This is a genomic window from Acidisoma sp. L85 (assembly GCF_009765865.1).
GTDB lineage: Bacteria > Pseudomonadota > Alphaproteobacteria > Acetobacterales > Acetobacteraceae > Acidisoma.
Map to the genome: position 1 here is coordinate 1 of NZ_LMUQ01000003.1, position 23,266 is coordinate 23,266.

Below are 23,266 nucleotides of genomic sequence, written 5' to 3' on the forward strand. Positions count from 1 at the left end.
GAGCAGAAACAGTTTGTCCATGACGGTATCCTCCCGCCATCTCCAGAATCACAATGCGCCGAGCCGAAGCAAGCAATTAATGGGTCCTGACCCTAGGGTTGCCGGTCGTGCCCGAAGTGTAATTCAGCGCGATCGGCTCGAATTCATCGGCAGGAAGCAGCGGCGCGAAATCGGGGGTTCCCTCCAGAAGGAATGCCTCATAATCCATCGCGCCGAGTAGCGCCCCGTCATGCGCCAATGGGTCGTCGATATCGATAATCAGCATTTGCCGCTCCAGCAAGCTCAACGCGCGCTTGACGATCGGGCTGAATTCGCGGTCGGTGATGAGGACCTTCGCCTCACCGTGCGTGAGCTGAAATGCGATTGCCTCCGCGTCGAGGCGGATATTTAGCGTGTTCAGCACCGCCCCTGTCATCGGCACCCCGAAATGCGCCTCGTAAATCGCGGGAATGTTGGGCGCCAGCACGGCGACTGTGTCGCCCGGTCCCACGCCGCGGCGAGCCAAAGCCGAGGCCAGGCGGCGACAGCGGATGTAGGTCTCAGCCCAGGTGCTGCACCATGCGCCGTGGACGAGCGCAATCCGGTGCGGGTGGATCGCCGCCGCTTTCGGCAGAAAGCTCAGCGGCGAGAGCGGAACATAATTGGCCGCCATCTTGCCGTGCAGGTCGCGATAGGGACCGACTCGCTTGGCTCCGACTTCGCTTGCTACGTCCATTGTGCGCTCCCATGGCGTGACCGCCTTTTTCTTGATTCCACGCAGTTTCGCTCGGAAGCCCGTCTGGCGTCACGCCGCAACAGGTTGCCCTGACGGATGTAGTGCTGCCGAGGACGCTGCGCCCGAAAGCTTCACCAGCGCCTCGCCAGAGATCACGGTCACGCCACGCACGGTGCAATCCGTTCTGAGAAGTACGTGCCGCTTTTCCGGCGTGATCTGCTTGACCTCAACTGTGGCATGGACCGTATCGCCAGGCCGGACCGGGGCCATGAACCGCAGGTTCTGAGACAAGTAAATGCTGCCAGGACCTGGTAGCTTGTTGGCGATCGCCGCGGAAATGATGCTCGCCGACAGCATTCCGTGGGCGATTCGGCTTTTGAAAATCGTGGTTGCGGCGAACTCCGCATTGGTGTGAATAGCGTTGTTGTCGCCGGATACGGCGGCGAAAAGGACGATGTCGGCTTCGGTGATTGTCTTGGCGAAACTGGCGGACATTCCGACCGTGAGATCATCCAGCCCATAACCGCCGATTTCGTTCATTTGGCCGAAACCGTCTTGGGGCGGTCCATAAAAATCGTTCTCCCAGAGTTGCTGACCCGCAGACGGCGCTGAACTCGCGCAAACCGAAAGCCAAACAGACGATAGTCACAGAGTAATCCGCCGCGGCAGCCTCGGAAACTACCTATCCCGCTCGGAACCGTCTTCACGCTCAGGACCGCACCAGTTCCAGTTTCGGTAGGGCTGTGACGCCAGTTACCCAGGGGCACGAATGCAACGGATAACGCAGGACGGCGTCCGTAGCGATACCGTGATGTTGCATCGGGTCAGAAGCTGATCTAGTTAAATGCAACCCGGAGTTGTAAGAGCGGAAAGTCACTTCGCTAGCATCGGCCAGCAGGTGCAACCCTTGCTGGGGCGGGGTGCCCATATCCAGCCTGGCACAGCTCCCTGGATAGCGAGGCGGCGTCAAGGCCGCTCACCCCTCTATGCCTTTGGCGCCTGCGTGTAACCTTCCTGCATTCAGGCGCCAAACCCTTCAGCTCCATTCTCGCTTCCGGCAGAGCCTGACGGGCATCGCTGAGGCGATGGACGAGGTCCAGGGGCACGCCACCGGGTCAGGCGGAACGTGATGCGCCGTAACCAGGTACAAGGGCGCTTGACCGAACAGGAACTCGCACTCCCGATCGCGCGCTACATCGAGGACTGGAATTGCATGGCCGAGCGCGTCGGCGCGGAGAAGGCCGATCTCGGCGCCCTAACAGACCGCGCCAGACGCGGCCTGATAGCGATTGTGAAACGCAACAAGTGGCTGAGTGCGTTCTCCCAAATCGAAGAGAGCGCATGGGCACGCGGTAAGCTGAAGCGGGATTGGACCTTTGTTTGGATCCTTGAGAACCACCATGTGTTGTGGCGGTTCGGCGGTTGACCTTTCGCATGGCGCGCTGGAAGCTCTGGACGCCGATGCCCGCCAACCAACTGTCCCGGTAACTATTGCGGTGAGATTATCGGAGTTCACCGACATGGCCGATCTGACGATCGCGATCGCTGGAGAGCCGCTGGATCAGCGCCTCTATTATATCCGGGTGGGAAAAACGGGCGCTCGGCGAAGTTGCTGGATGAGGTGCCTCTTTTCGGAGTGACGGTGTCATTGAACGGGCGGCAGGTTAGCCTGCTCCAAGATCCCGTGGGGCAGCACGTTTGCTTTTCGCCGCCGCGCGCGATCGGCCAAAATGACCGCTGCGACGAGGCGCTGCCACTAAGGCTAGCCGCGTCCAAATCTCGCCCCGGGTTCTCCGCGCGAACGCCCCTGAGTAGATTCCGAGGCTGGGCGTCATGCCGAGCAAATGTACTTGTCGGAGCTTCGGCTGCGAAGGCTCTCGCCTGCGTTGACAGCGCTGGTGGCTTCTTGGGCGACCGTTCGGCGCGCCGTCCTGGCCCAAATGCTCCGGTGCCGCGGCATTCCGGGTATTTGGGCATCGTTTGCCAGGAGGGCGCCGGACTTTGCGTGCCCATCAGCCGGCGACGCCTCGATTCCGCTCGAGCGCCTAGGAAAAGGAAGGACCCGCTATGAATGTCAAGATCAACCCGCTCAGCGTGTCGGATGCCAGCCTGGAATCGGAAGCGAAGGCAAAAACTTCGCCGAGTGCTGCACCTGCGCTGGAACCGGCGTCTAAAATGCGCTTGGCAACGCATGAGCTCAACCGAGCCGGGACACAGCCGAGCAAGTTCTCGAGCGGCGCCTCTCCAGACACCTTAACAGCTTCCCCCGGTTCCGCTTCAAAAGCTGGCTTGACAAGCGAAGAAGCCCGCCGCCGGCTCGTCAAATGCGGACCCAACGCCATGCCGGACACGAGCGTGAATCCCTTGCGCACGGCCTTGAAGAAGTTCTGGGCGCCTGTGCCGTGGATGCTAGAGGCTGCGATCGTGCTTGAGTTGATGCTTGGCAAGTTTGTCGAAGCCGCGATCATTGCCCTTCTGCTGGTATTCAATGCCGCGCTCGGACTTTTCCAGGAAAGTCGTGCCCAGGCGACGCTCACCGCGCTGAAATCGCGGCTCGCACTAACCGTCTCTGTCCGACGTGATGGCATTTGGAAGACGGTGGCCGCCGCAGAGTTAGTGCCGGGCGACATTGTGAAGCTCTCGCTTGGCGGCGTAGTTGCGGCGGATGTGAAGCTCACTGCCGGTGATGTTCTACTTGACCAGTCTATGCTCACGGGCGAATCCGTACCCATCGAAGCCGGCGCCGGGGTTGAGACCTATGCAGGGGCGTTGATCCGGCGCGGCGAGGCGGAAGCGGAGGTCATCGCGACCGGCGCGCGGACCAAGTTCGGTCGTACGGCTGAACTCATTCGTACTGCCCACGTTGTCAGTACTCAACAAAGGGCCGTGCTGCGGGTGGTGCGCAATCTCGCCGGCTTCAATGGCATCGTCATCATACTGCTGGTGGCCTATGCATGGTATCTGAAGATGCCGGTCGCCGACATCGTACCTCTCATCCTGACAGCGATCCTGGCATCGATACCCGTCGCGCTGCCGGCCACTTTTACCCTTGCGTCGGCGCTCGGCGCGCGGGCTCTGGCGAAGTTAGGCGTCCTTCCGACTCGGCTCTCGGCGGTGGATGAAGCGGCGTCGATGGTCGTCCTGTGTGCCGACAAGACGGGCACATTGACCCAAAATGCGCTGACGGTGACGACCGTCCACTCTATGCCGGGATACGATGACGCGCACGTGTTGGCACTGGCTGCAGTCGCGAGTTCGGATGGCGGGCAAGACCCAGTTGACGGCGCGATACGCGCGGCGGCCGCAAGCAGAACTCTACCCGACGCTCCGAAGCTTATCAACTTTGCCGCTTTTGATCCGACCAAGAAAATGTCCGAAGCAACCGCGACGGATCCGACGGGTGAGACACAGCGAATTTTGAAGGGCGCCTTCACCATCATTGTCGGACTTTCCCAGCCTGCGCCGACAGCGGCGGCCGCAGCCAAGGAGCTTGAGGATAAGGGTTTCCGCGTGCTGGCGGTCGCCGCCGGACCTGCGGCGGGGATCAAGCTCGCCGGACTGATTGCACTCAGCGACCCGCCTCGCGCTGATTCGGCGGCGCTCGTCGGCGAATTGCGCGGCCTCGGTGTCCGGACCGTGATGGTGACGGGCGACGCCCCCGCAACGGCAGCCATCGTCGCGAAAGCGGTGGGGCTTGATGGTGCGATCTGCCCGCCTGGGCCCATCCCCGACGCCGTCCACCCCGAGCAATACGCGATTTTCGCTGGCGTCCTGCCTGAAGACAAATACAAGCTCGTCAAAGCTTTCCAGCGAGGCAGCCAAACCGTTGGCATGTGCGGCGACGGTGCCAATGATGCGCCGGCATTGCGTCAGGCCCAAATTGGAATAGCGGTCTCTACGGCGACCGATGTCGCCAAATCTGCGGCCGGCATGGTGCTGACCGAGCCCGGACTGGCCGGCATCGTTGCCGCGGTCAAGGAAGGCCGAATCACATTTCAGCGCATCCTCAGCTACACGCTGAACTCCATTACGAAGAAAACCTTCCAGGTGCTGTTTCTGGGGATCGGCCTGCTCATGACCGGGCATGCGATACTGACCCCATTGCTCATGGTTCTTATCATGGTCACCGGCGACTTCCTCGGCATGTCATTGACGACCGATAAAGTCCGGCCGTCGCCCGCTCCGAACGCGTGGCGGATCGGCCATTTGACGATCGCCGGCGTTATCATGGGCATGGGCGAATTGCTCTTCTGCACAGCTGTCCTCGCCTTCGGCGCTTACCGGTTGGGATTCACGATAAGCGCTCTGCAGACCCTGGCCTTCGTTGTTATCGTGTTCGGTAACCAGGCTACGACCTATACCAATCGTGAGCGTCGTCATCTGTGGTCGTCCCGCCCCAGTATCTGGCTCCTCCTCTCGTCCGTCGCCGATCTCCTTATAGCTTCGACACTGGCGATAGGAGGCATCGCAATGACACCTTTGCCGGCATGGGTGGTGGCCGGCACGCTCGCCGCTGCCGTTGCTTTCGCAATTCTCCTGGATTTCGTGAAGGTTCCGGTTTTCCGACGTCTCAGGATTACCTAGGCTGCGGCCTAGCCGGTGAAAAGAATGACCATGAAGATCAGGGCAAGGCCCCTGGATAGAGGAGGGCCACGAGTTTCGGCTAACGAAATTGGCCCAAGGGCATGCGGCTTCTCGGCCAGTGATCCACGGGTCACGATTGGCCCTTTCTTCGGTTCCGCGCAACCCGCTGCTCGTGCAATTCACGCTTCTTTTTGAGACGATAGCCCCTTCTTATTTCGTCCCAGATCCAGTTTTGCAGATGCCGGGATCATCATGCTCAATTCGCACAATTTCTCGCGCGATATCCTCGGGTGAAAGGACAAAATCAATACATCCCGTCGCGATCGCGCTCTCAGGCATATCGGGGTGCTTGGCTGTCTCAAGCTTTTGCGCAATGGTAATTCCTCCCGCCTCCTTTATGCCGCACAGCGCTGCTGCCCCGTCACCGTCGTAGCCGGAGACGATCACCGCGATAATCTTGCCTCTCCAATGCCGCGCCAGCGAATGCAGAAAAACGGTGATGACGTCCGGCCATCCCCGCGGCTTGGAAATCGGCTTTAGACGAAATGCACCGCCGAGGACGTGAAGATCGCGCTGTGCAGGGATGATGAACACATGGTTGGGGCGGAGGGTCAAACCGTCCGTGATTAGCTCGACCGGCATTTCGGTGTAGCGCGGGAGGATCTCGTGGAGCTGGGTGGCCACGATTCTCAAGTGGTTAACGATGACAATCGCAACGCCCGTATCAGCCGGCAGGCGCCGTAGTAGCCGCGTGTAGGCGTCAAGACCACCAGCCGAACCACCTACGCACACGACAGGAAAGTCGGTTGAACAGCGATTAGAGCTCATGGACATCTACTAAGCTCCGACGCTGCCACGTCTGGGCCGCGAGGCTCCCGCAACTTCTTGCTGCATGCTGGTTATCCCTCGAGAGGTGGAGTTGACGCCTTGCGGAGGCGGCGCGGGACAAGGCGGTCCGACGGCGCACCGAGCAAAAGCTAGAGCCGACCTCAATAGCACTATCGCCCAAAAGGATGATCAGAGTAGTGGTCATAGGTTCTTTTGAATAAAGATCGGTGAACGCAACCATCATACGGTCGCGCTAAGGTCGCTAACCTCGGAATCTACCTACGATATCCTCTTACTCGATCTTGGGTCACAAAACCGACGGATAAGGAGGTGTGGTGATGTATGAGAGATGAGGGGAGGCTCCTCCAGGTCGGCGGTCAGGTGCAGGCCTTAAATTGCCGCAAGCTGCGGACGTCAAGAGCGGCCTTGGCGCGAATTACAGAAAAGCCGGGATTTGATTTTCGGCAGGCATGAATCGGAGCGCGAGTCATACCGTCGATGATTGAACCGCACTAACTGATGCCGAAACCGGGGTAGGCGCTTCTTCCAGGACAATCGCGGGGACAGACCTGGAAGCTGCCTTAGCGGCAGCCGGGCGGTTAGGCGGTGCGGAACCAGACGGGCCCTTGTATGGAAGAGTCAGCTCGGTCCTCCAATGCGAAGGGAGATGAACAAGTGGCAAAATCCTGAGGGACGGGACTAGCGACGCGCGAAATTGCGGCGGTCTGTAGTGGGGAGAAAAGTTCTGTTGTGGGCCTACCCGCTTTGCAATATCCGGACCTATCACTGAGTCCCTGTCGGATGACGAAGCCATCAAAGCCTATAACGACATAGAAAATTGGCAGCCAGCTAGGGATTAGGTCCGAATGACGCTATCAACGGTTCTTTGAATACGACACGATCCTCAACAGAGACTACGCCAGAGACGGTTTCTGCCGCGACACGAAGTGCGCCCCGCGCTTGTGGGTCATGGATGGTCCCGTGGAGCGTGACCACACCGGCTTGTACCTGTAGGGTCACGCGACTATTCTCCAAGCAGGACATATCATGAAATTTAGTGTAGATCTGAGCTTCAATTTCCTGATCGCTTCCTCCTAACATCGGAATTTCGGCAAGCTTCCGACCAAGCGCAGTAACGAGATCAGCACGACTCACGATACCCGTAAGGCGTCCGCCTTGGACGACCGGAACGCGCCGGATGCGGTGCTTCTCCATGAGTCTCACGACTTCCTCGAGCAGGGTCTCATCCGCCACAGTGACGACCTTACGGGTCATAAGGTCGTCGACGCGTCGGCTGTGTGTGCGCACGTACTCCTCCGCCGCGTGCCGATGGCCGACTAGCAGTTCAAGGAAACCCGGACGATGACAATCGCTCGTGCCGGTCTCGACTCTCCGCAACAAATCGCCCTGTGTCAGGATACCGACTAACTTGCCACCGCTTGAGATCACGGGGACGCCGCTGACGCGACTCACCACCATGATTCTTATCGCCATATCAATCTTAGCAAACGGTCCTACCGTCAGCACCTCTTTCGTCATGATATCGCCAGCTTTCATAAACCCTCCTTTGATCCACTATGGTCGGCGCCGCACGGGACGTGCAGGGCGAATTCCGGATGCCTTCCGGATGTGCTAACTGCCAACGTATTCAAATTGCGTTCGATCGGAGTTCACGCATTGCAGCCTCGATCGGCCTGGCGTTTGTAGACCTATCCATCCGGAGCCGTGTCACAGTTTTTGAAGAACTGCGAAGGCGGCATCTTGATCCGAACCTCCCAGGATCCGCCAAGACTGAGGACGTTCGGGAAAGAAATAGGATTTAGCAGCAGGAGTCGCCACCCTCGGAATATACCTATGCAGGAGAGGAAGGCCTACAATCGACCGTGCGAAGCCCGCACGGCAGCAGCATCGCTCGGTGATGCATGGCTAAACCTTGTCGGGCTATAAATCGATAGCCATAGGTTCGCGTTGGCGCGCAACGGCCCGCTTCCAGGGGGGAATGACCAGCAACCGTGAACCTGCGGAACACCCTTGGGCCGGACGTCACTAACAGGCACCGCTGTCTTCAGCCAAGCCTCGTGGCACTATCAAGTTGAGAAGGTCTACGCCACGCTGCTCACCGGCGTGGACGGCTTGCGGTTACGCTCTCCGCGCTATTGAACCCGGACAGGCGGCCTTGACTAGGGCTTGCACCGATCACTCGGTCAGCGCCGCCTGGGTAAATTTCTGACCCTACCCGAGATGAAGGCTACGACGTCTCGGAAGTAACTCCGGTGCGCCGAACGCGATATGGCCGTCTTGCGTTGCCTCGCACCGGCCTTGACCAGCCCTACCAGGCTCCACGCACCAGCGTCCAACGACCCCATCGAATGCCCCGCCGGCGCTCGCGTGAGTAGATTCCGAGCCTACCAGCCCGTGCTGTTGGACCGTATTAAAAGTCCCGGCCCACACATCCCGACGCTTTCAACAAACCTAAAAACGAGGCATGACATGGACGCACTACCCCCAAAAGTCGCGGCGACCAAACACGCCACGTCAAAGGCTTATGAGAGCCACTTCAAAGCCGATGGCGCTGCTCACGACAAGGCGCCGAAATGGGCGAAGTACCGCACGGAGATGACTGGCGAGTTTCCGCTCCCGTATCGTGGCGGCAAGGATCCGCTGGCCGAGCAAATCGGCAAATTCGTCGGCAAGCTCGACATGCTCCGGCCGGAGAAGGGCGGTCCTGCCTATCTCGGTGACAGCGGCGCACTCACCTGGACCTACCCCGAAGTCAAGGATGTGAAAATTGCCCGTGAGATGGGCACCCTTGAGGGCGTTCTCGATGAGGTCGTGGGGATGTTCCAGGGCCTCGGCAATTGGGGCAGTCCGCTGACGATGTGCAACGTGCTGCCGCAGGGCAACACTGCGGCGATCATGGCATCTATGATGGCGCAGGTGTTCGCGCCCAGTCTGATCGAGGGCGAATACTCCTGGAACGTGCAACGTGCCGAGCTCGAGACGGCGGGCATGCTTGGTAACCTGATCGGCTGGGACCCACTCAACACCGGTGCGATCTTCACGTGGGGCGGCAGCGGGTGTTGGACCTACGGCCTTAAATACGGGCTTACGCGCGTGCTGCCGCATTCGCGCGAGAAGGGCATCCGCACTGACGCCAAGGTCATCTGCTCGCAGCAGGCCCACTACGTGCAGGAGAACGCCAGCGACTGGACCGGGATCGGCATGGACAACGTCGTTCGTGTACAGACCGATGTTGTCACCAACCAGATGGATGTCGTCGACCTCGAGCGCATCCTCAAGGAACTTACGGCGTCGAAGACGCCGGTTGCGGCCATCGTCTGCACGATGGGCACGACAGACTCCAGTGCCTTCGACCCCATCGCCAAAGTGCGTGCGCTGCTCGATCGCTACCCGAATCCCGAAGGCTTCGGCAAGGCGATCCTCTACGCGGACGCCGTGGTCGGATGGTCATGGATTTACTTTAAGGACTATGACTTCGCCACAAATCCGCTCGGTTTCTCCGATCGCGTTCTGCCGATTCTGCGGCAGAACGGCGAGATGATGAAGGAGATCGAGCACGCGGACTGCGTGGGTATCGACTTCCACAAGGTCGGTTTCGCGCCATACGTTAGTAGCTGTTTCCTCTACAAGGACGCCGCCGCGTTTGAATCCCTGCACCGCCGTGGCAAAGACGCATATCTTCAAGTCCGCACGCCATATAATCCGATGTATTATACGCTGGAAGTGTCGCGGACCTGCTCCGGCGCGCTCGCTGGCTGGGCGACGCTGAAATACTTCGGTCTTGAGGGCATGCAGGCGATCCTCGGCGGAATCCTGGAGACCAAGTACTACCTCGAGGATCTCGTCGACACACAACCCGATATGGTATGCGTCAATCCTGAAGACACCGGCCTCATCACGTTGTTTCGCGTCTATCCTAAGGGCACGAACGCGAAGGCGCAGTTCACTAAGGAACTGACCGAACCCGCAGGGCGCGCAGACCTCATCAAGAACAATCAGTTGACCGAAGCCGTCGGCAACAAGCTGTTCGAGTGGTTCCGCGCCGGCAAGAAGCTCGACGGCAAATACACGCCGTGGATGAGTTTCAGCACTGGCTTCCGGGTCGCTGACTACAACCGGGATGAGCAGGATTCAGAAGAAGTCGTGTTCGCGCTGAAATCCTTCCCGATGAATGTTTTCGTCACGCCGGAAACCATGAAATGGGCTGTCCACTGCGTGCATGCTGCCCGCGACGAAGTGCTCAAGGACGCCTGATCTTCGTCGGTTGATCCAGACGGTCGGCCATTAGGCCGACCGTTGCCTTGAACGATGGGGTTATCATGCCACCGCAGGACACAGCCGCCGGCCTGAATCCCGTGCTTCCCCTGGGCACCGGCACTCACCGCACCGGAAAGAAAACCGTCGTCATCGGCGTGATGGCCTTCGCCATCATGAATTTCACAACGGTTGTCAGCCTGCGCGGCCTTCCCGCCGAGGCGGAATATGGTTTGGTGTCGATCTTCTACTTCGTGTTCGCCGCCATCGTGGCGCTGATACCGGTAGCGCTCATCGCGGCCGAACTGGCGGCGACGTTTCCGCAGAACGGCGGCATCTTCCGCTGGGTTGGCGAAGCGTTCGGACCCCGCTGGGGGTTTGCCGCAGTCTACTGGCAGTGGCAGGCGTGGATGCTTTGGTTGCCGACCGTACTGATCTTCGGCTCGTCGGCCGTCGCTTTCATTTGGTGGCCGCAGCATTTCGATTCCGCGCTCGCCGGCAACAAGCTCTATACGATCGCCATGCTGCTCGTGGTCTTCTGGGCAACGACGTTGTTCACCTTTCGCGGCATGGGGGCTTCGGTCAGGCTGAGCACGCTCGGCGGGCTGTTCGGCACCATCATTCCCGGCGGTATCCTGATCGCCCTGGCGGCGCTCTACGTCGCGATGGGGAAACACATCCAAATGCCGCTGAACACCGGCTTCTTTCCAGATTTCGGTAACGCCGGGAACATGGTTCTCGCCGCAAGCATCTTCCTGTTCTACGCCGGTATGGAGACGCAGGCGGTCCATGTGCGGAACCTAAAGAATCCGACGCGCGATTATCCGCTGGCGATCCTGCTGGCGACAGTCCTTACGGTCGTGATTTTCGTGCTCGGCACGCTCGCGGTCGGCGTGATCATCCCGCACAAGGACATCAACCTCGCGCAGAGCCTTTTGACCGCCTATCGCCAGCTTTGGGCGTCGATCGGGCTGCCTTGGCTGGGCAACGTCATGGCCGCCATGGTTGCGTTCGGCGTCCTCGGCCAGGTGAGCGTCGTCGTCGCCGGTCCCTCGGTCGGACTGCTAAGCGTCGCCAAGGCCGGGTATCTGCCGCACGTTCTGCAACGCACAAATTCGCACGGAATCCCTGTGGCAATCTTACTTCTTCAAGGCGTAATCGGCACCGCGCTTTGTTTGGCCTTTACAGTGCTGCCATCGGTGGAATCGACCTTCGAGATCCTCGGCCAGCTGTCAAATATTATGTTTCTTACGATGTATCTTGTCATGTTCGTTGCGGCGATCCGGCTACGCTACACGCAACCCGACAAGCCGCGTCCGTTCAAGATCCCCGGCGGCAACTACGGCATGTGGATCGTCGGCGTGATAGGATTGCTCGGCTCATTGATCGCCGGCTTCCTGAGCTTCCTGCCGCCGCGGCAGATCGCGACAGGAAGTCCGGAGATCTATATTGGCTTGCTGCTTGCCGGCACCCTGCTCGAGATCGCTATCCCATTCGTCATCTTCGCCTTCCACAAGAAAGGCTGGAAAGCGCCGGACTCCGATTTCGAGCCGTTTGACTGGCAGACTGAGGGGCGCAGTGCCGGTCAAGTTTCGAAGGGGCGCCCGCTCGTGCCCGGACTAGCGATTGCCATTCCGCCTGTGGCCGTGGCAAAGTGACCCAGGCAACCCGAATGCGGTGGGACAGACGCCTCGCCGAGAGCGCCGCGATTGGCTGTTTGACCGCCGCCATAGCCGGCACTTCGGCGTATGCGCAGCAACCGGATAGCGCGACCCAGTCGCAATGGTTCACCGGACCGCTCGTGGCACCCTCTCCCGCGCTGTCGGCAGCAGGTGACTTCGAGACCGAGCCTTACGCCGTGTACACCGGCAACACCGGCAGCTACGCCGGCAACTGGAGCCATCGCTCGGTCACGACCGATCTGAGCGAGGCGCAGTCAGAAACGTTGCTCGAGTACGGCATCACCGACCGATTGAGCATACAGGCTGTGCCTTCCTTCGGCGCTCTGTGGACAGGTAGAAACTCGTCGTTTGGCGCGGGCGATCTCCCAGTGGAACTGAAATATCGGTTCAACGACCAGAACGTCGCAACCGGTGCACCATCGATGACAGCGTTTCTCGGCATGAGCTTCCCGTTGGGCGGATATGATCGGCTGACGACTCCAAGCATTGGCCAGGGCAGCGGCGCCTTCACGATCAAGGAAGGCGTATTGCTGCAATCGCTGTTCGATACCCCGGGCAACCATCCGCTGCGGCTGCGGCTCTACGCTGACGCGTTCGAGCCGTTCGCGGCGGCGTCGGTTAGCGACATCAGCGTGTACGGGACGGCACAAGGATTTCATGGCCACGTAACCCCGGGCTTTGCCACCGACACTGGCCTCGGCGTCGAGTATGGATTGAGCCAGCGCTGGGTGCTGGCACTCGACCTGGTGCAGGACTACGCAAATACGACGCTGGTTAGCGGGGCGATCGGCGCGGCGGCAGTTACGACATTGAAAAGCCCTGCTAGCATCGCGATCTCGGTCGCGCCCGCAGTCGAATATAACTTCTCTGGCAATGTGGGAATGATCGCCGGCGTGCAGCTCTCCGTTGCCGGGCGCAATACCGCCTCGTACGTAGCGCCGCAGATAGCTCTGAGCGCTTCCTTCTAGCATGATATCCGCAACCCGCCCCGTGCAGAGGAGTCTAATGGCTATAAATTCGCCGCTGGCTACACAAGTCTTAATGATCAGCCTCGTTTTCGCGAGCACTCTTCCCGCTGCCGGGTGGTGCGCTGAGTCAGTTAAGCCTAACGTCTTCATCGCCGCGACAGGCGGGACGATCGCCGGGACGCAAGCAAATGTCGAGCAGCACGGCTACACTGCGGGGCAGCTTGGAGTTGCGTCATTGATCGCTGCGGTGCCGCAACTCAAGGACATTGCGGCAGTCACTGGCGAGCAGGTCATGAACATACCGAGCCAGGACATGAACGATGCTGCCTGGCTGAAGCTCGCGAGGCGGCTCGAGGAACTCGAGCATTCGGCTGGGCTGGACGGGATTGTCGTCACGCACGGCACCGACACGATGGAGGAGACGTCAATGTTCGTGGCGCTGACCGTCGATACACCCAAACCGATCGTGTTCACGGGGTCGATGCGCCCCGCCACGGCCGTCAGTGCGGACGGTCCGATGAACCTGTACAACGCGGTGGCCGTAGCCGGCAGTGCCGCGGCTAGATCGTGCGGCGTTATGGTCGCCTTCAACGACCAGATCCATTCGGCGCGATACGTCTACAAAACGAATACAACGAGGCCGGATGCGTTTCAGTCGGTCGACAGAGGCCCGATCGGCACGGTTGATACCGGGCAGGTCGACATCTTCGGCGTCTGCGCTGCCGGGACCGCGTCCCCGGCGCCCAAGGTCCCGATTGCCGACATCCACGAGCTACCTAAAGTTGAGATCATCTACGCCTATGCGGGGATGGGGCGGGATCTCATCGACGCAGCGGTCCACGCGGGCGCGAAGGGCCTTGTAATCGCCGGCGTCGGGGATGGAAACATCACCAATGAGGCGCTCGCTGGCCTGCGCGACGCGCGGGCGAAGGGAACGGTCATTGTTCGCAGCACCCGTGTCGTTAGCGGCTTCACGCTCCGAAATGCCGAGGTCAACGACGATACTGAGGGCTTTGTGGCGTCATCCGAGTTCAAGCCCTCGAAGGCGCGCGTGGTGCTACAGATCGCCTTGTTGAAGACGTCGTCGCTCAGCGAAATCCAGAAATATTTCGACACTTGGTGATCCGGGCCCTCTGCGCGCCTTGATCCACGGGCATCCAACAGGACATTTCCGATGAAGACCGTCGACTACGCCACGCTTGCCAAGCTCAGCCCGTTCCAGCTCAAGGACACGCTTATGGGTCTGGCGACCTCGCACGCCGAGCGCATGATGCTCAATGCGGGTCGGGGCAACCCAAACTTCGTCGCAACGGTTCCACGCAATGCGTTCTTCCAACTCGGCCTGTTCGCCGTCGAGGAAGCGAACCGGTCATTCTCCTACATGCCGGAGGGCGTCGGCGGGCTGCCTCTTGAAGACGGCATGGAAGGCAGGTTCGACGCTTTTGCGTTGGCGAACCGCAGCGCGGCCGGCGTCAATTTCCTCGTCGCCGCGGTGTCCTATGTGCGCGACCAACTCGGCCTGTCCGGCAACGGCTTCCTGCATGAGATGGTGACTGGCATCCTGGCCTGCGAGTATCCGACGCCGCCGCGTATTCTTTCTGTCACCGAAAATATCGTCCGGCAGTACCTCGTACAGAACGTGATCGGCGGCCAATTGTCCCCGCGGGAACTTGATCTGTTCGCCGTCGAGGGGGGGACTGCAGCAATCACCTACGTCTTCAACACGATGCGCGAAAACCGGCTGCTGGCGCCGGGCGATAAGATCGCCATCGGCTTGCCCATCTTCACACCATACATCGAGATCCCCGTCCTGCGCGACTACCAGCTGGTCGAAGTCAACATGAACGCTGATTCGACAACAGGCTGGCAATATCCGGACGCCGAGCTCGACAAGCTGGTGGATCCCTCGGTCAAGGCATTGTTCGTTGTCAATCCAAGTAACCCGCCATCCGTAAAGATCAACGCGTCGGGGCTACGAAAGATCGCCGATCTCGTCGCAAAGCAGCGGCCGGACCTGTTCATCCTAACCGACGATGTGTACGGTACGTTTGCCGACGACTTCACGTCGCTGTTTGCGGTCTGTCCCCGCAACACGATTCTTGTATACTCATATTCAAAATACTTTGGCGCAACCGGCTGGCGGCTGGGGGTCGTCGCGACGCACCGCGATTCGGTGTTCGACCGCCAACTTGCGAAGCTGGGAGAGGCCGACAAGGCGATGCTCGACGAGCGTTACGGCACGCTCGCGATCAAACCACAAGACATCAAGTTCATCGACCGGATGGTGGCCGACAGCCGTGCAGTCGCGCTGAACCACACGGCGGGGCTGTCGACGCCGCAGCAGGTGCAGATCGCACTTTTCTCGCTCTCCGACCTAATGGATGAGGCTGGGGACTACCGTAAGGCGATCAAGCGCGTGATCCGCCGCCGGCAGACCGCGCTGTACCGCGAATTGGGGCTGCCCACCACACCTGACCCGAATGGCACCGACTATTACACGCTGCTCGACCTCGCCGAGATCACGACGGATCTTTACGGTCAAGAATTCGCGACTTGGATGCTGGCCAAGAAGGAGCCGCTGGAAATGCTGTTCCGGCTCGCCGATGAAGGCGGCGTCGTCCTGCTTCCCGGCAAGGGGTTTGGCACGCGACACCCCTCGGCGCGAGCATCGTTGGCTAACCTCAATGAGTATCAGTACACCAAGATCGGCCGTGTGATCCGTGCGCTTGCGGACGAATATTATCAAGAGTTCAGACGTGTCGGCAGTAGGATAGTGGCCGGGGCGATCGGCTCCTAGCCGGACCAGCGTCAGAATCTCGTTTGCCCACACCCAAGGAGTTGCATCAATGCTGAGCACGGTTCTGACCGCCCGCCCCGAGCTCGCGCTGTTTGCCGCTTTGGTGATCGGTTACGGGGTGGGCTCAATCAAGATCGGCCCCTTCAAGCTTGGTGGCGTCGCCGGCACCCTTCTCGCCGCTTTGCTGATTGGGCAGATCGGCATCCATGTCGATGCTGACCTTCAGCGCTTCATGTTCACACTGTTCGTCTTTGCGCTGGGCTTTTCGGTGGCACCAACATTTTTCGCCAGCATCGACAAGACGACCTGGACGTGGGGACTGCTTGTCGTCATCGAGATCGTCCTGATCATCGTCGTGGCTTTCGTTGCAACTTGGCTGTTTAAATTGGACGTAGGGACGGCAAGCGGACTGCTCGCAGGCGCGGCGACAGAATCCGCTATGGTCGGCACAGCCAGTGAGGCAATCGGGAAGCTTGGGCTGGCCGCTGCCGACATGAAGGCCCAGCAGGCGAATGTCGCGACTTCCTATGCCCTTGCCTACGTCTTCAGCCTGATCACGATCGTCATGTTCTCCAGCCAGATCGCGCCCAGGCTACTTGGAATCGACCTGCGGAAGGAGGCGGGTAAAACTATGGCGAGGTTAGGGGGAGCCGATTCCAATTTGGACTCAGACCAGGGCAAGGCGTTTCCCACGCTGGTCAGTCGCGGCTTTGGCGTCGTAGCTGCTGCAGGCAAGACCGTTGAGGCCGTGGAACTGGCTCTCGGCGGAAATGCGACCATCGAGGGGCTCCGGCGCCACGCCGCCGATGTCAAGGTGACCGGCGACTGCAGGTTCGAGACCGGCGATGAGGTGGCGGTCGCCGGTTTGCGCACGGCTCTAATTGACGCGGCTCGCGTGATCGGCCCCGAGGTCGGCGACCCTTCCGAGGTGGCCTTCACCGTTGAGACACGGGACGTGGTGCTAACGCGCTGGCCCGAGCATCGCGCCGCGGTAGCTTCGATCGTCGAGTTCCTACGTGCCTCCGCCATCCACGGCGTCTACCTGGCCGGAATCACGCGCGACGATCGCAAATTACCGGCGCTGCCAGGCGCCACCGTCCGCCGTGGCGACGTGCTGCAGCTGTTCGGCAAGCCCGAGGACGTAGCGCGGGCGGCGCACGTCTTGGGCAGTGCTGAAATCCCTGGTCCGATGACGGATTTTGTCTATCTCGGCAGCGGATTGATCGTCGGTATTCTGATCGGAATGATCACAGTCCCCGTTGCCGGTGCAGCGTTGTCGCTCGGAAGTGCGGGGGCGCTGCTGTCCGGCCTCGGATTCGGCTGGCTGCGCGCGCGGCGGCCGACCTTCGGGGCGTTCCCGGTGGCAGCAACTCGGGTTCTGAAGGATCTCGGCCTTGCGATCTTCATTGCGTCCGTCGGCCTGAGCGCCGGGCCGAGCGTGCTGGCATTACTGGGCGCGCGTGGGTGGGAACTGCCGATCGCGGCCGTTCTCATCTCTTTGGTCCCAACGGTGGCTTCGCTCTATATCGGCCGCTATCTGCTGCACATGGAACCAGCGATCCTCTGCGGCGCGATTGCTGGACAGCAGGCGAGCACACCGGCCATCAACGCCACCGAGGCCGTCGCAGGGAATCCCGTGCCAGTCATCGGCTACACCGTGACTTACGCCCTCGCTAACGTCGTGCTGCCCCTCTTGGGGCCGATCTTCGTCGCAGTCTTCACCGCGATCTACGGGCACCCCGTCATACCTTGATCGCACCAGCCTCTGGTGTCCCTGCGCCCATTTCGTGATCCGCAGTCTGCGCTTGGCCTCCCGATCAGTTCGGCCCCCTTAGTGGCGCCAACCAAGGCGCCCTTTCCACCCACATCTCCTTGCGAGTGATCCAGAGCCAGCGACGGCGTTCCAGGCGGCTCCCTGTGTTAGGACCGTAAACGAAATCTATGAACAATCCGCATCGTGAATTCTAAGCGCAGACAGTTGAGCTCGCCAAGGTCGACGTCCATGGACCGTCATCCAGCGGCCGCTCTTGTCTAGCTGCGTGCAGCAGCGTCGCCAGAGACGCAGAAGAGGCGATGAAGATCGACGTCTCCGTTGAAATAGAGCAGCATGGGGCGTGAAAAGGGTTGATGATCAATCCGTTTGATCACCCCCATATGCCTGCGGGTACCGGATGATGGGACAGTGCCGATCAAGGGAAGCACCAAGACTGCAGGTCTGCTTGGCGGATCGATCCCACTCAGTGAGATAGCAGCGTACAACGTTCCGAGCGCAGAAGAAGATCTTTCGTCACGCCCCCAACTAGCGCCTCCCGGATTTGACTGTGTCCGTATGCCCCAGCGACGATCAGGTCTGCCTGATAGACGTCCGCAATTGCCGCGAGACCGCCAACATCGTTCCCAGCGGCAGGTTCTACCATAGGATCCGCCGCGATACCGTGGTGCCCCAGCCAGGCGGCGACATCCGCGATACGTGTCGTCGCGGCCACCAAATCGGACGGGTTGGCGATTTCGACTACGGTGACTTGGCCCGCCAATTTCAAGAGAGGGAGAGCATCAGCCACGGCCCTGCGTGTTTCCCGCTTGTCCTTCCAGGCGACGACCACACGCCGGACCTTTAACCGATCTATCTCCTCAGGGACCACGAGCAATGGACGCCCGCTTTGCATCAAAAGGCTGCCTATATCGGCGTATCGTGGCCGATATAGCGGTGAGTGAATCGTATCTGGCCCTGACAGGACGAGGTCAGCAGCTCTCGCCTCGTGCGCGAGATACTCGGACAGTGGCGCAATCGTCACTGCTGAGCGCCACTGCAAACTCTTGGCCCGACCGCTAAGTGCGGTTCGAAATTCGGCTTCGGCCGCCTCTATATCGTTGTTTGTCGCTCGAAGATCCCGATCGAGGATATCGATAGTGCTAAAACCGCTGTCGTCGATGAGCTGGAGCGGCTGGCGGGCAGCGATGCCGATCACGGAGGCGTCGAACCGCTCCGCAAGTTCACCTGAGACCCTTAAAATCGAAGCATTTTGCTCCCCGGCCTTCAAGTGAACCATCAAAGTTTTGTAAGTCATGACGTTCACTCCCTTCCGGCGTTCGGACTGCCATGGATGGCAGGCAGTTCTCCTTCACTTGAAAACGACCCTACGCCATCGCGCGCAGTCCCGTGCGACACCATGAGATCAAAATGGACGGTATGATAACGGAAAGGTAAGATACGCGTAGCGAGCTCCGTGATCAAAGCTGGTTTTCACTGAGTGATAGACTCCCCGTAGCAGCGACGTTCCCCTGCACGATGCCCGCCCACTCAGACGTCCCCTCCAGATAGTGTACCCAAAAGAGTACCCGGCTCAACGACGCTGTTTGCGGCGGCAATAGTGGTCAAGGTTCCGCTGCCCGGGGAGACGATTTCGTGTAGCGCGTCTTCTATCCGAATTTCTGCAATTGGTTCACCGCGCGAGACGATAGCACCCGTCGTCTGAAACCATCTCTCCAAGATACCTTCCGGCATCATGCTAGATGCCCACAGTGCTTCATCGACCTTGATGTCCAACATCGTCTTCTCCAGGCAGGGTTCATTTTATCAGCGGACGCAGCGGGGCGTGGAGGGGCCTCCTGCAAGATACTCAAAAAGCGCCTCCCGATACGACGGCCTTCGCAAATAAGAACGCATAAAGAGGAGACGATACAACTTCAGGGCAAAACCGACCGCGTAAGAGTGGCGATCCACCGAAGTGGATATCCGTTCCAACTTCTCTTTACGGCTGTGTAAACAGCCTAGAATTGCAGGCTACCAAAAAAAGATCGTCGAGAGGAGCCTCGGAAACTACTCAGAGCCGCTCGTCGCGTCCCAATCTGCCCTTTCAGTCCAGCGCGATAGAGTCTGCTCGTTGCACAAACGTTTGCGTCTAGACTTAGCACCTGCGGTTGCTCGACTAGTAGGTGATTGAGGAGCTGGGCCGGCTGGGGACGCTGAACTCAGGAGGGAGCTGCATAGCGGCCGTAGACGGCATCCCTTATGCGAGCCCGGCTTTCGCGGGAATCAAGCAAACGATCCCTTTCGATTGCAGCGGCCGCTTGGGCGAGACCTTCATCTCGGATGACGTGCCGAAACCACGCGGAATAGTCGCCGGCCCGCAGATGTCGCTCCCAAGTCTCGTCATCCACTCGCTCTGCAACCTCCACAAACACAAAAAGGTTTTTTGCTCCCACTGAGTGGGATCCGCTAGGGCTTGTGAAGTAGAAGCTACGACCTACCCCGACATCACCCTCGGCATACTTTCCTTCGTGCCGTTTGTGTCTCTGAGCGGGCGGAGTGACCCGGACCAGAGACGGCGGCTTATCGGAGCGCCAAGTCCAGTAGAGCGCTTCGTCACTGGAGGGCTGAGGAATTTCGGTGGGAGTCGATGTTCCCACCGCCTCCGCGAACTCAGCAAGCGCCTCGAACGGCTGTCTGCCCAAAATAATGACCGTCTCGACTGCCTGAAGTGCGTCAACAGAAAGCAAGCCGGATGAAATTGTCACCAGAACCATGGCGGGAAGCTCGCTAGTTCCTGTACGTGGGAGCCCGCGATGTCCTTTTGGGAAAACTTCGTGAGCCTCGTCAACCAATAGCCAATGCGGACGTCCGGTCTGGCACCTTAGATAGGCCGTCTGATCGAGTATCATGGCGAAATGGGCTCGACGGTTCGCCAAAAGTAAGGCCTGCGTATTGATCACGACGTTGACGGTCGAGTCTCGAATAAGCTTGACGATGTCTGCTGTAGAGGGGGGCATTCGTGGACCTCCGAGGCAAACGGTATGCTGCAGATCGACGTAATCGCCTTCCGGATCGATGACTACGAACTCGTAATGTTGCGCAACCATACGTTCCGTCAGGGCGGTGGCAATCGTCGTTTTGCCACTTCTCGAGGGGCCTACAATCAATACGCTACCGCGACTCGGGTCCAGATTTACTTTGTTTCCTTCGCAGTCAACGCCGACCGAAATACCGTGTCGCTCTGTCGGGAGAATGCGCGCGTCGTCCCGCAACAACTTATCGATCAGCTCGACTACACCGTCGCCCTGGCCTTTCATGAGCTGGATGTCGACGATTGCTTTGAGGGCCGGCAACGCGTTCGAGACAGCGGCAGAGCAGCCACAAATGCTGAGGAAGGCGTGGTCATTCTCGGCATCGCCAACCGCAACAACATTATGGGCCGAGAGGTCCAGGGTGCCGAGGGCGGCCAACAGTCCGCTTGACTTCGTGACTCCCGAAGGGAGAATCATGATGGCGCCCTTGTTGAAGGTGATCTGGCGCTCCAGGCCGAGCTCGCGAACAATTTCGATGACTTTGCCCTGGTTGGGTTCCCAGGTGGCAACGATGGAACGTCCGATGGACAGAGGCTCAACCTTCATCTCGCGAAGTCGTTCGACGAGGCGCGGCGGCGGAGGAGCGGCGAGCAAACGTTGATTTTGCGTCGCCGGATCGTAAAGAAGCGCGCCATTCTCTGCAACGACGCTGTCGAACATGACTAGCTCCGGAAAACTCTTGATCAAATCCGGCAACTCCCTTCCGGTTACCAGGATAAGCCGCCGCCCGCTTTCCTTGAGGCGCCGCAGGGCGTCGATGGTTTCCTGCTTGACGACGCCGTCGCGAGCGATTGTCCCATCAAAATCCGTGGCGAGGGCTAGAAAATACACCGGTCCACTCCGCAATTTAGTGTAGGACGACTAGGTCCTGAAACTAACCGCGGCGCCTGAGGTCCTGATCAAGTTGGAAATCCACGAGACGCCGTTGCCGAGATATGATCGCGGTCTTCAATACGCCATCCCGCTGGAGACTGAAAGGGCCGTCAATCTTTCCGAGACTATCCAGCGCGACGCAATTTAGAGAGGGGTCGGAGTTCGGGATGATGGCTTGCTCATCGCTTTAGCTAGCACCAGTTATTTGACGTCGGAGCAGAAGGTTTTGACTGGCAGTGCAGAGCTCAATTGGTTCAGACCGAAGGGAGCGACGACCAACCGACACGCGCCCCTGAACCGCCGGAATCTTCCGGAATTTTTTTAGAGCGCACAACTCTTACCCCGCGGCGATGCTGCCAACGAGGTCGTCATCCCTGGGCGCAGCACCACCTGAGTAGTTTCCGAGGCTAGCGCTGCAACTGCCGAGCGACTAGACGTACCGCGGCAGATTTTCTCATGTTCCGAAGACTGTATCGCAAAACGGCACCCGAAGCGGGGACGGCATGGTGTGGTTGCGGGCCTTAGTTGGCTTGGGCGGCAGCGTAGGATCTCAGACAACCACTTCGAGCGGAGCCGTGAGGCGTGCAAAGTTCCTAATGAGAGAACGTAGATGAAAAAGCTAGGTTGCAATCTTATCCGGTACCTCGGTTTAGGTGTTTGCTGCGCGGCAGGTGCGGCCGCTGCCAGCTCCCTCTGCGGTTCGCAGGCGGAAGCGCAACAAACCACAATAGGATTCGTGCCTAGCATCGCATCCGATCCGTTTTTCGTGTCAATGCAGTATGGCGCGCAGGAGGAGGCGAGGCAGCTCGGCGTCAAGCTGGTGTGGCAGGGAGCGATGGGCGTCTACTCACCCACGGCACAGCTACCCTTTGTCAACGCCGTGCTCAATCAGAAGCCCGACGCTTTCGTGTTCGTGCCCACTGATAGCAACGCGCTCATGCCGTCGGTCAATCGCGCGGTCAATTTGAGAATCCCTGTGGTCACCGCCGACACCAGCGTGGCGGACACCACCAATATCGCGGGTGCCGTGACAGGCGACAATATTGGGGGCGGGGCACTGGCGGCCGATCTGCTCGACGAGGCGCTGGGCGGCAAAGGGCAGGTCTATCTCATGACCGGTCTTCCTGGCGTGAGTACAGACGAGTTGCGCAAGCGGGGCTTTGAAGACAAGCTGAAGAGCTATCGCGGCCTCACCTATCTCGGTTTTCAGTTCAGCAGTGACCAACCAAGCCACGCGGCAGAGGTGATCCGCGATCTGCTGCTGCGGTATCCCCATCTCGCGGCCGTCTTCTGCATCGATGACGAGACTGCCATCGGCGTCATCCAGGGCCTTCGCAATGCCGGAAAATTGGGCCAGGTGAAGGTTGTCGCATATGACGCGGAGCCGGGAGAAGTGGCTGCGTTGAAAGCCGGGGATCTCATCGGCCTGGTCGCGCAGCAACCGGTATTGGAAGGCCAGATGGCGGTAAAGATGGCCTACGAAGCGACAAAGGGCATCAAGCCGGCGGTGAAGAACAACATTTTGCCGGACATCCTGATTAGGCGAGAGACGATGGACGAGCAGTCACAATATTTCTACCGTAGGGGCGGCAGAGAGTGGCGCCCGCTGTGAGCGTCTGTAAGTTCTCCTGCCGGAGCCAAGACTTGGGTGCTTGGAAGCTAAGTCTTTTGGCGCGGACTTCGGACTATCGCCCATTGT

Annotated in this window: 16 protein-coding genes; 9 read left to right on the forward strand and 7 right to left on the reverse strand. The window is 59.7% G+C overall.

What is annotated here, in order from left to right; all coding sequences use genetic code 11:
- Positions 1-76: 76 nt before the first annotated feature.
- Together GSQ83_RS00015 and GSQ83_RS00020 are read right to left on the reverse strand one after the other, a co-directional pair.
- On the reverse strand, positions 77-715 hold the full coding sequence (locus GSQ83_RS00015; RefSeq protein ID WP_174246607.1) for an AMP-binding protein: 639 nt from the start codon (positions 713-715) through the stop codon (positions 77-79).
- 69 nt (positions 716-784) lie between these two features.
- A complete protein-coding gene (locus GSQ83_RS00020) occupies positions 785-1,255 on the reverse strand; it encodes a MaoC family dehydratase (protein ID WP_158800666.1) in 471 nt (156 codons plus the stop codon).
- 589 nt (positions 1,256-1,844) lie between these two features.
- On the opposite strand from GSQ83_RS00020, the gene GSQ83_RS00025 reads away from it, so the two are divergent.
- Both GSQ83_RS00025 and GSQ83_RS00030 read left to right on the forward strand, forming a co-directional pair.
- On the forward strand, positions 1,845-2,141 hold the full coding sequence (locus GSQ83_RS00025; RefSeq protein WP_158800667.1) for a hypothetical protein: 297 nt from the start codon (positions 1,845-1,847) through the stop codon (positions 2,139-2,141).
- 749 nt (positions 2,142-2,890) lie between these two features.
- Positions 2,891-5,299, forward strand: coding sequence for an HAD-IC family P-type ATPase (locus GSQ83_RS00030; protein WP_158800717.1), 2,409 nt, complete (start codon positions 2,891-2,893; stop codon positions 5,297-5,299).
- Positions 5,300-5,509: 210 nt separating this feature from the next.
- Here the strand turns inward: GSQ83_RS00030 and GSQ83_RS00035 are convergent, their stop codons facing one another.
- Together GSQ83_RS00035 and GSQ83_RS00040 are read right to left on the reverse strand one after the other, a co-directional pair.
- Complete coding sequence (locus tag GSQ83_RS00035; RefSeq protein ID WP_254065411.1) at positions 5,510-6,133, reverse strand: chemotaxis protein CheB; 624 nt, start codon at positions 6,131-6,133, stop codon at positions 5,510-5,512.
- Between the two features lie 843 nt (positions 6,134-6,976).
- The gene (locus tag GSQ83_RS00040; RefSeq protein ID WP_158800668.1) at positions 6,977-7,684 is read right to left on the reverse strand and encodes a CBS domain-containing protein; all 708 of its coding nucleotides are present in this window, start codon (positions 7,682-7,684) and stop codon (positions 6,977-6,979) included.
- 858 nt (positions 7,685-8,542) lie between these two features.
- Between GSQ83_RS00040 and GSQ83_RS00045 the strand changes: the two genes are divergently transcribed.
- From GSQ83_RS00045 to aspT, 6 genes are all read left to right on the forward strand, one after another.
- Positions 8,543-10,402 carry a pyridoxal-dependent decarboxylase gene (locus tag GSQ83_RS00045; RefSeq protein ID WP_216849835.1) on the forward strand — a complete coding sequence of 620 codons (1,860 nt, stop codon included), beginning with the start codon at positions 8,543-8,545 and terminating at the stop codon, positions 10,400-10,402.
- Positions 10,403-10,467: 65 nt separating this feature from the next.
- Entirely contained in the window at positions 10,468-12,060 is a 1,593-nt protein-coding gene (gene gadC, locus GSQ83_RS00050; RefSeq protein ID WP_158800669.1) for a putative glutamine/gamma-aminobutyrate antiporter GadC, read from the forward strand.
- A gap of 14 nt (positions 12,061-12,074) precedes the next feature.
- Positions 12,075-13,052, forward strand: a complete 978-nt coding sequence (locus GSQ83_RS00055) for a hypothetical protein (protein WP_216849836.1) — start codon at positions 12,075-12,077, stop codon at positions 13,050-13,052.
- A 37-nt stretch (positions 13,053-13,089) separates the two neighbouring features.
- Positions 13,090-14,175 (forward strand): asparaginase, encoded by a 1,086-nt coding sequence (locus GSQ83_RS00060; RefSeq protein WP_216849837.1) that lies wholly within the window; start codon positions 13,090-13,092, stop codon positions 14,173-14,175.
- Positions 14,176-14,226: 51 nt separating this feature from the next.
- The gene (locus tag GSQ83_RS00065; protein ID WP_158800670.1) at positions 14,227-15,849 is read left to right on the forward strand and encodes a bifunctional aspartate transaminase/aspartate 4-decarboxylase; all 1,623 of its coding nucleotides are present in this window, start codon (positions 14,227-14,229) and stop codon (positions 15,847-15,849) included.
- Positions 15,850-15,898: 49 nt separating this feature from the next.
- Positions 15,899-17,602, forward strand: coding sequence for an aspartate-alanine antiporter (gene aspT / locus GSQ83_RS00070; protein ID WP_158800671.1), 1,704 nt, complete (start codon positions 15,899-15,901; stop codon positions 17,600-17,602).
- 484 nt (positions 17,603-18,086) lie between these two features.
- On the opposite strand, the gene GSQ83_RS00075 is transcribed toward aspT, so the two are convergent.
- From GSQ83_RS00075 to GSQ83_RS00085, 3 genes are all read right to left on the reverse strand, one after another.
- A complete protein-coding gene (locus GSQ83_RS00075) occupies positions 18,087-18,926 on the reverse strand; it encodes a universal stress protein (RefSeq protein ID WP_216849838.1) in 840 nt (279 codons plus the stop codon).
- Between the two features lie 224 nt (positions 18,927-19,150).
- Positions 19,151-19,399, reverse strand: a complete 249-nt coding sequence (locus GSQ83_RS00080; protein ID WP_158800672.1) for a lipoyl domain-containing protein — start codon at positions 19,397-19,399, stop codon at positions 19,151-19,153.
- A 422-nt stretch (positions 19,400-19,821) separates the two neighbouring features.
- Positions 19,822-21,525, reverse strand: coding sequence for an HAD hydrolase family protein (locus tag GSQ83_RS00085; protein ID WP_216849839.1), 1,704 nt, complete (start codon positions 21,523-21,525; stop codon positions 19,822-19,824).
- Between the two features lie 778 nt (positions 21,526-22,303).
- On the opposite strand from GSQ83_RS00085, the gene GSQ83_RS00090 reads away from it, so the two are divergent.
- A complete protein-coding gene (locus GSQ83_RS00090) occupies positions 22,304-23,179 on the forward strand; it encodes an ABC transporter substrate-binding protein (protein WP_158800674.1) in 876 nt (291 codons plus the stop codon).
- Positions 23,180-23,266: the final 87 nt, after the last annotated feature.

What these genes read in the sequence shown, in the direction of transcription:
- GSQ83_RS00015 (WP_174246607.1), bottom strand. Translation starts at nt 715, where the DNA reads ATGGACGTAGCAAGCGAAGTCGGAGCCAAGCGAGTCGGTCCCTATCGC.
- GSQ83_RS00020 (WP_158800666.1), bottom strand. Translation starts at nt 1,255, where the DNA reads ATGAACGAAATCGGCGGTTATGGGCTGGATGATCTCACGGTCGGAATG.
- GSQ83_RS00025 (WP_158800667.1), top strand. Translation starts at nt 1,845, where the DNA reads ATGCGCCGTAACCAGGTACAAGGGCGCTTGACCGAACAGGAACTCGCA.
- GSQ83_RS00030 (WP_158800717.1), top strand. Translation starts at nt 2,891, where the DNA reads ATGCGCTTGGCAACGCATGAGCTCAACCGAGCCGGGACACAGCCGAGC.
- GSQ83_RS00035 (WP_254065411.1), bottom strand. Translation starts at nt 6,133, where the DNA reads ATGTCCATGAGCTCTAATCGCTGTTCAACCGACTTTCCTGTCGTGTGC.
- GSQ83_RS00040 (WP_158800668.1), bottom strand. Translation starts at nt 7,684, where the DNA reads ATGAAAGCTGGCGATATCATGACGAAAGAGGTGCTGACGGTAGGACCG.
- gadC (WP_158800669.1), top strand. Translation starts at nt 10,468, where the DNA reads ATGCCACCGCAGGACACAGCCGCCGGCCTGAATCCCGTGCTTCCCCTG.
- GSQ83_RS00055 (WP_216849836.1), top strand. Translation starts at nt 12,075, where the DNA reads ATGCGGTGGGACAGACGCCTCGCCGAGAGCGCCGCGATTGGCTGTTTG.
- GSQ83_RS00060 (WP_216849837.1), top strand. Translation starts at nt 13,090, where the DNA reads ATGGCTATAAATTCGCCGCTGGCTACACAAGTCTTAATGATCAGCCTC.
- GSQ83_RS00065 (WP_158800670.1), top strand. Translation starts at nt 14,227, where the DNA reads ATGAAGACCGTCGACTACGCCACGCTTGCCAAGCTCAGCCCGTTCCAG.
- aspT (WP_158800671.1), top strand. Translation starts at nt 15,899, where the DNA reads ATGCTGAGCACGGTTCTGACCGCCCGCCCCGAGCTCGCGCTGTTTGCC.
- GSQ83_RS00080 (WP_158800672.1), bottom strand. Translation starts at nt 19,399, where the DNA reads ATGTTGGACATCAAGGTCGATGAAGCACTGTGGGCATCTAGCATGATG.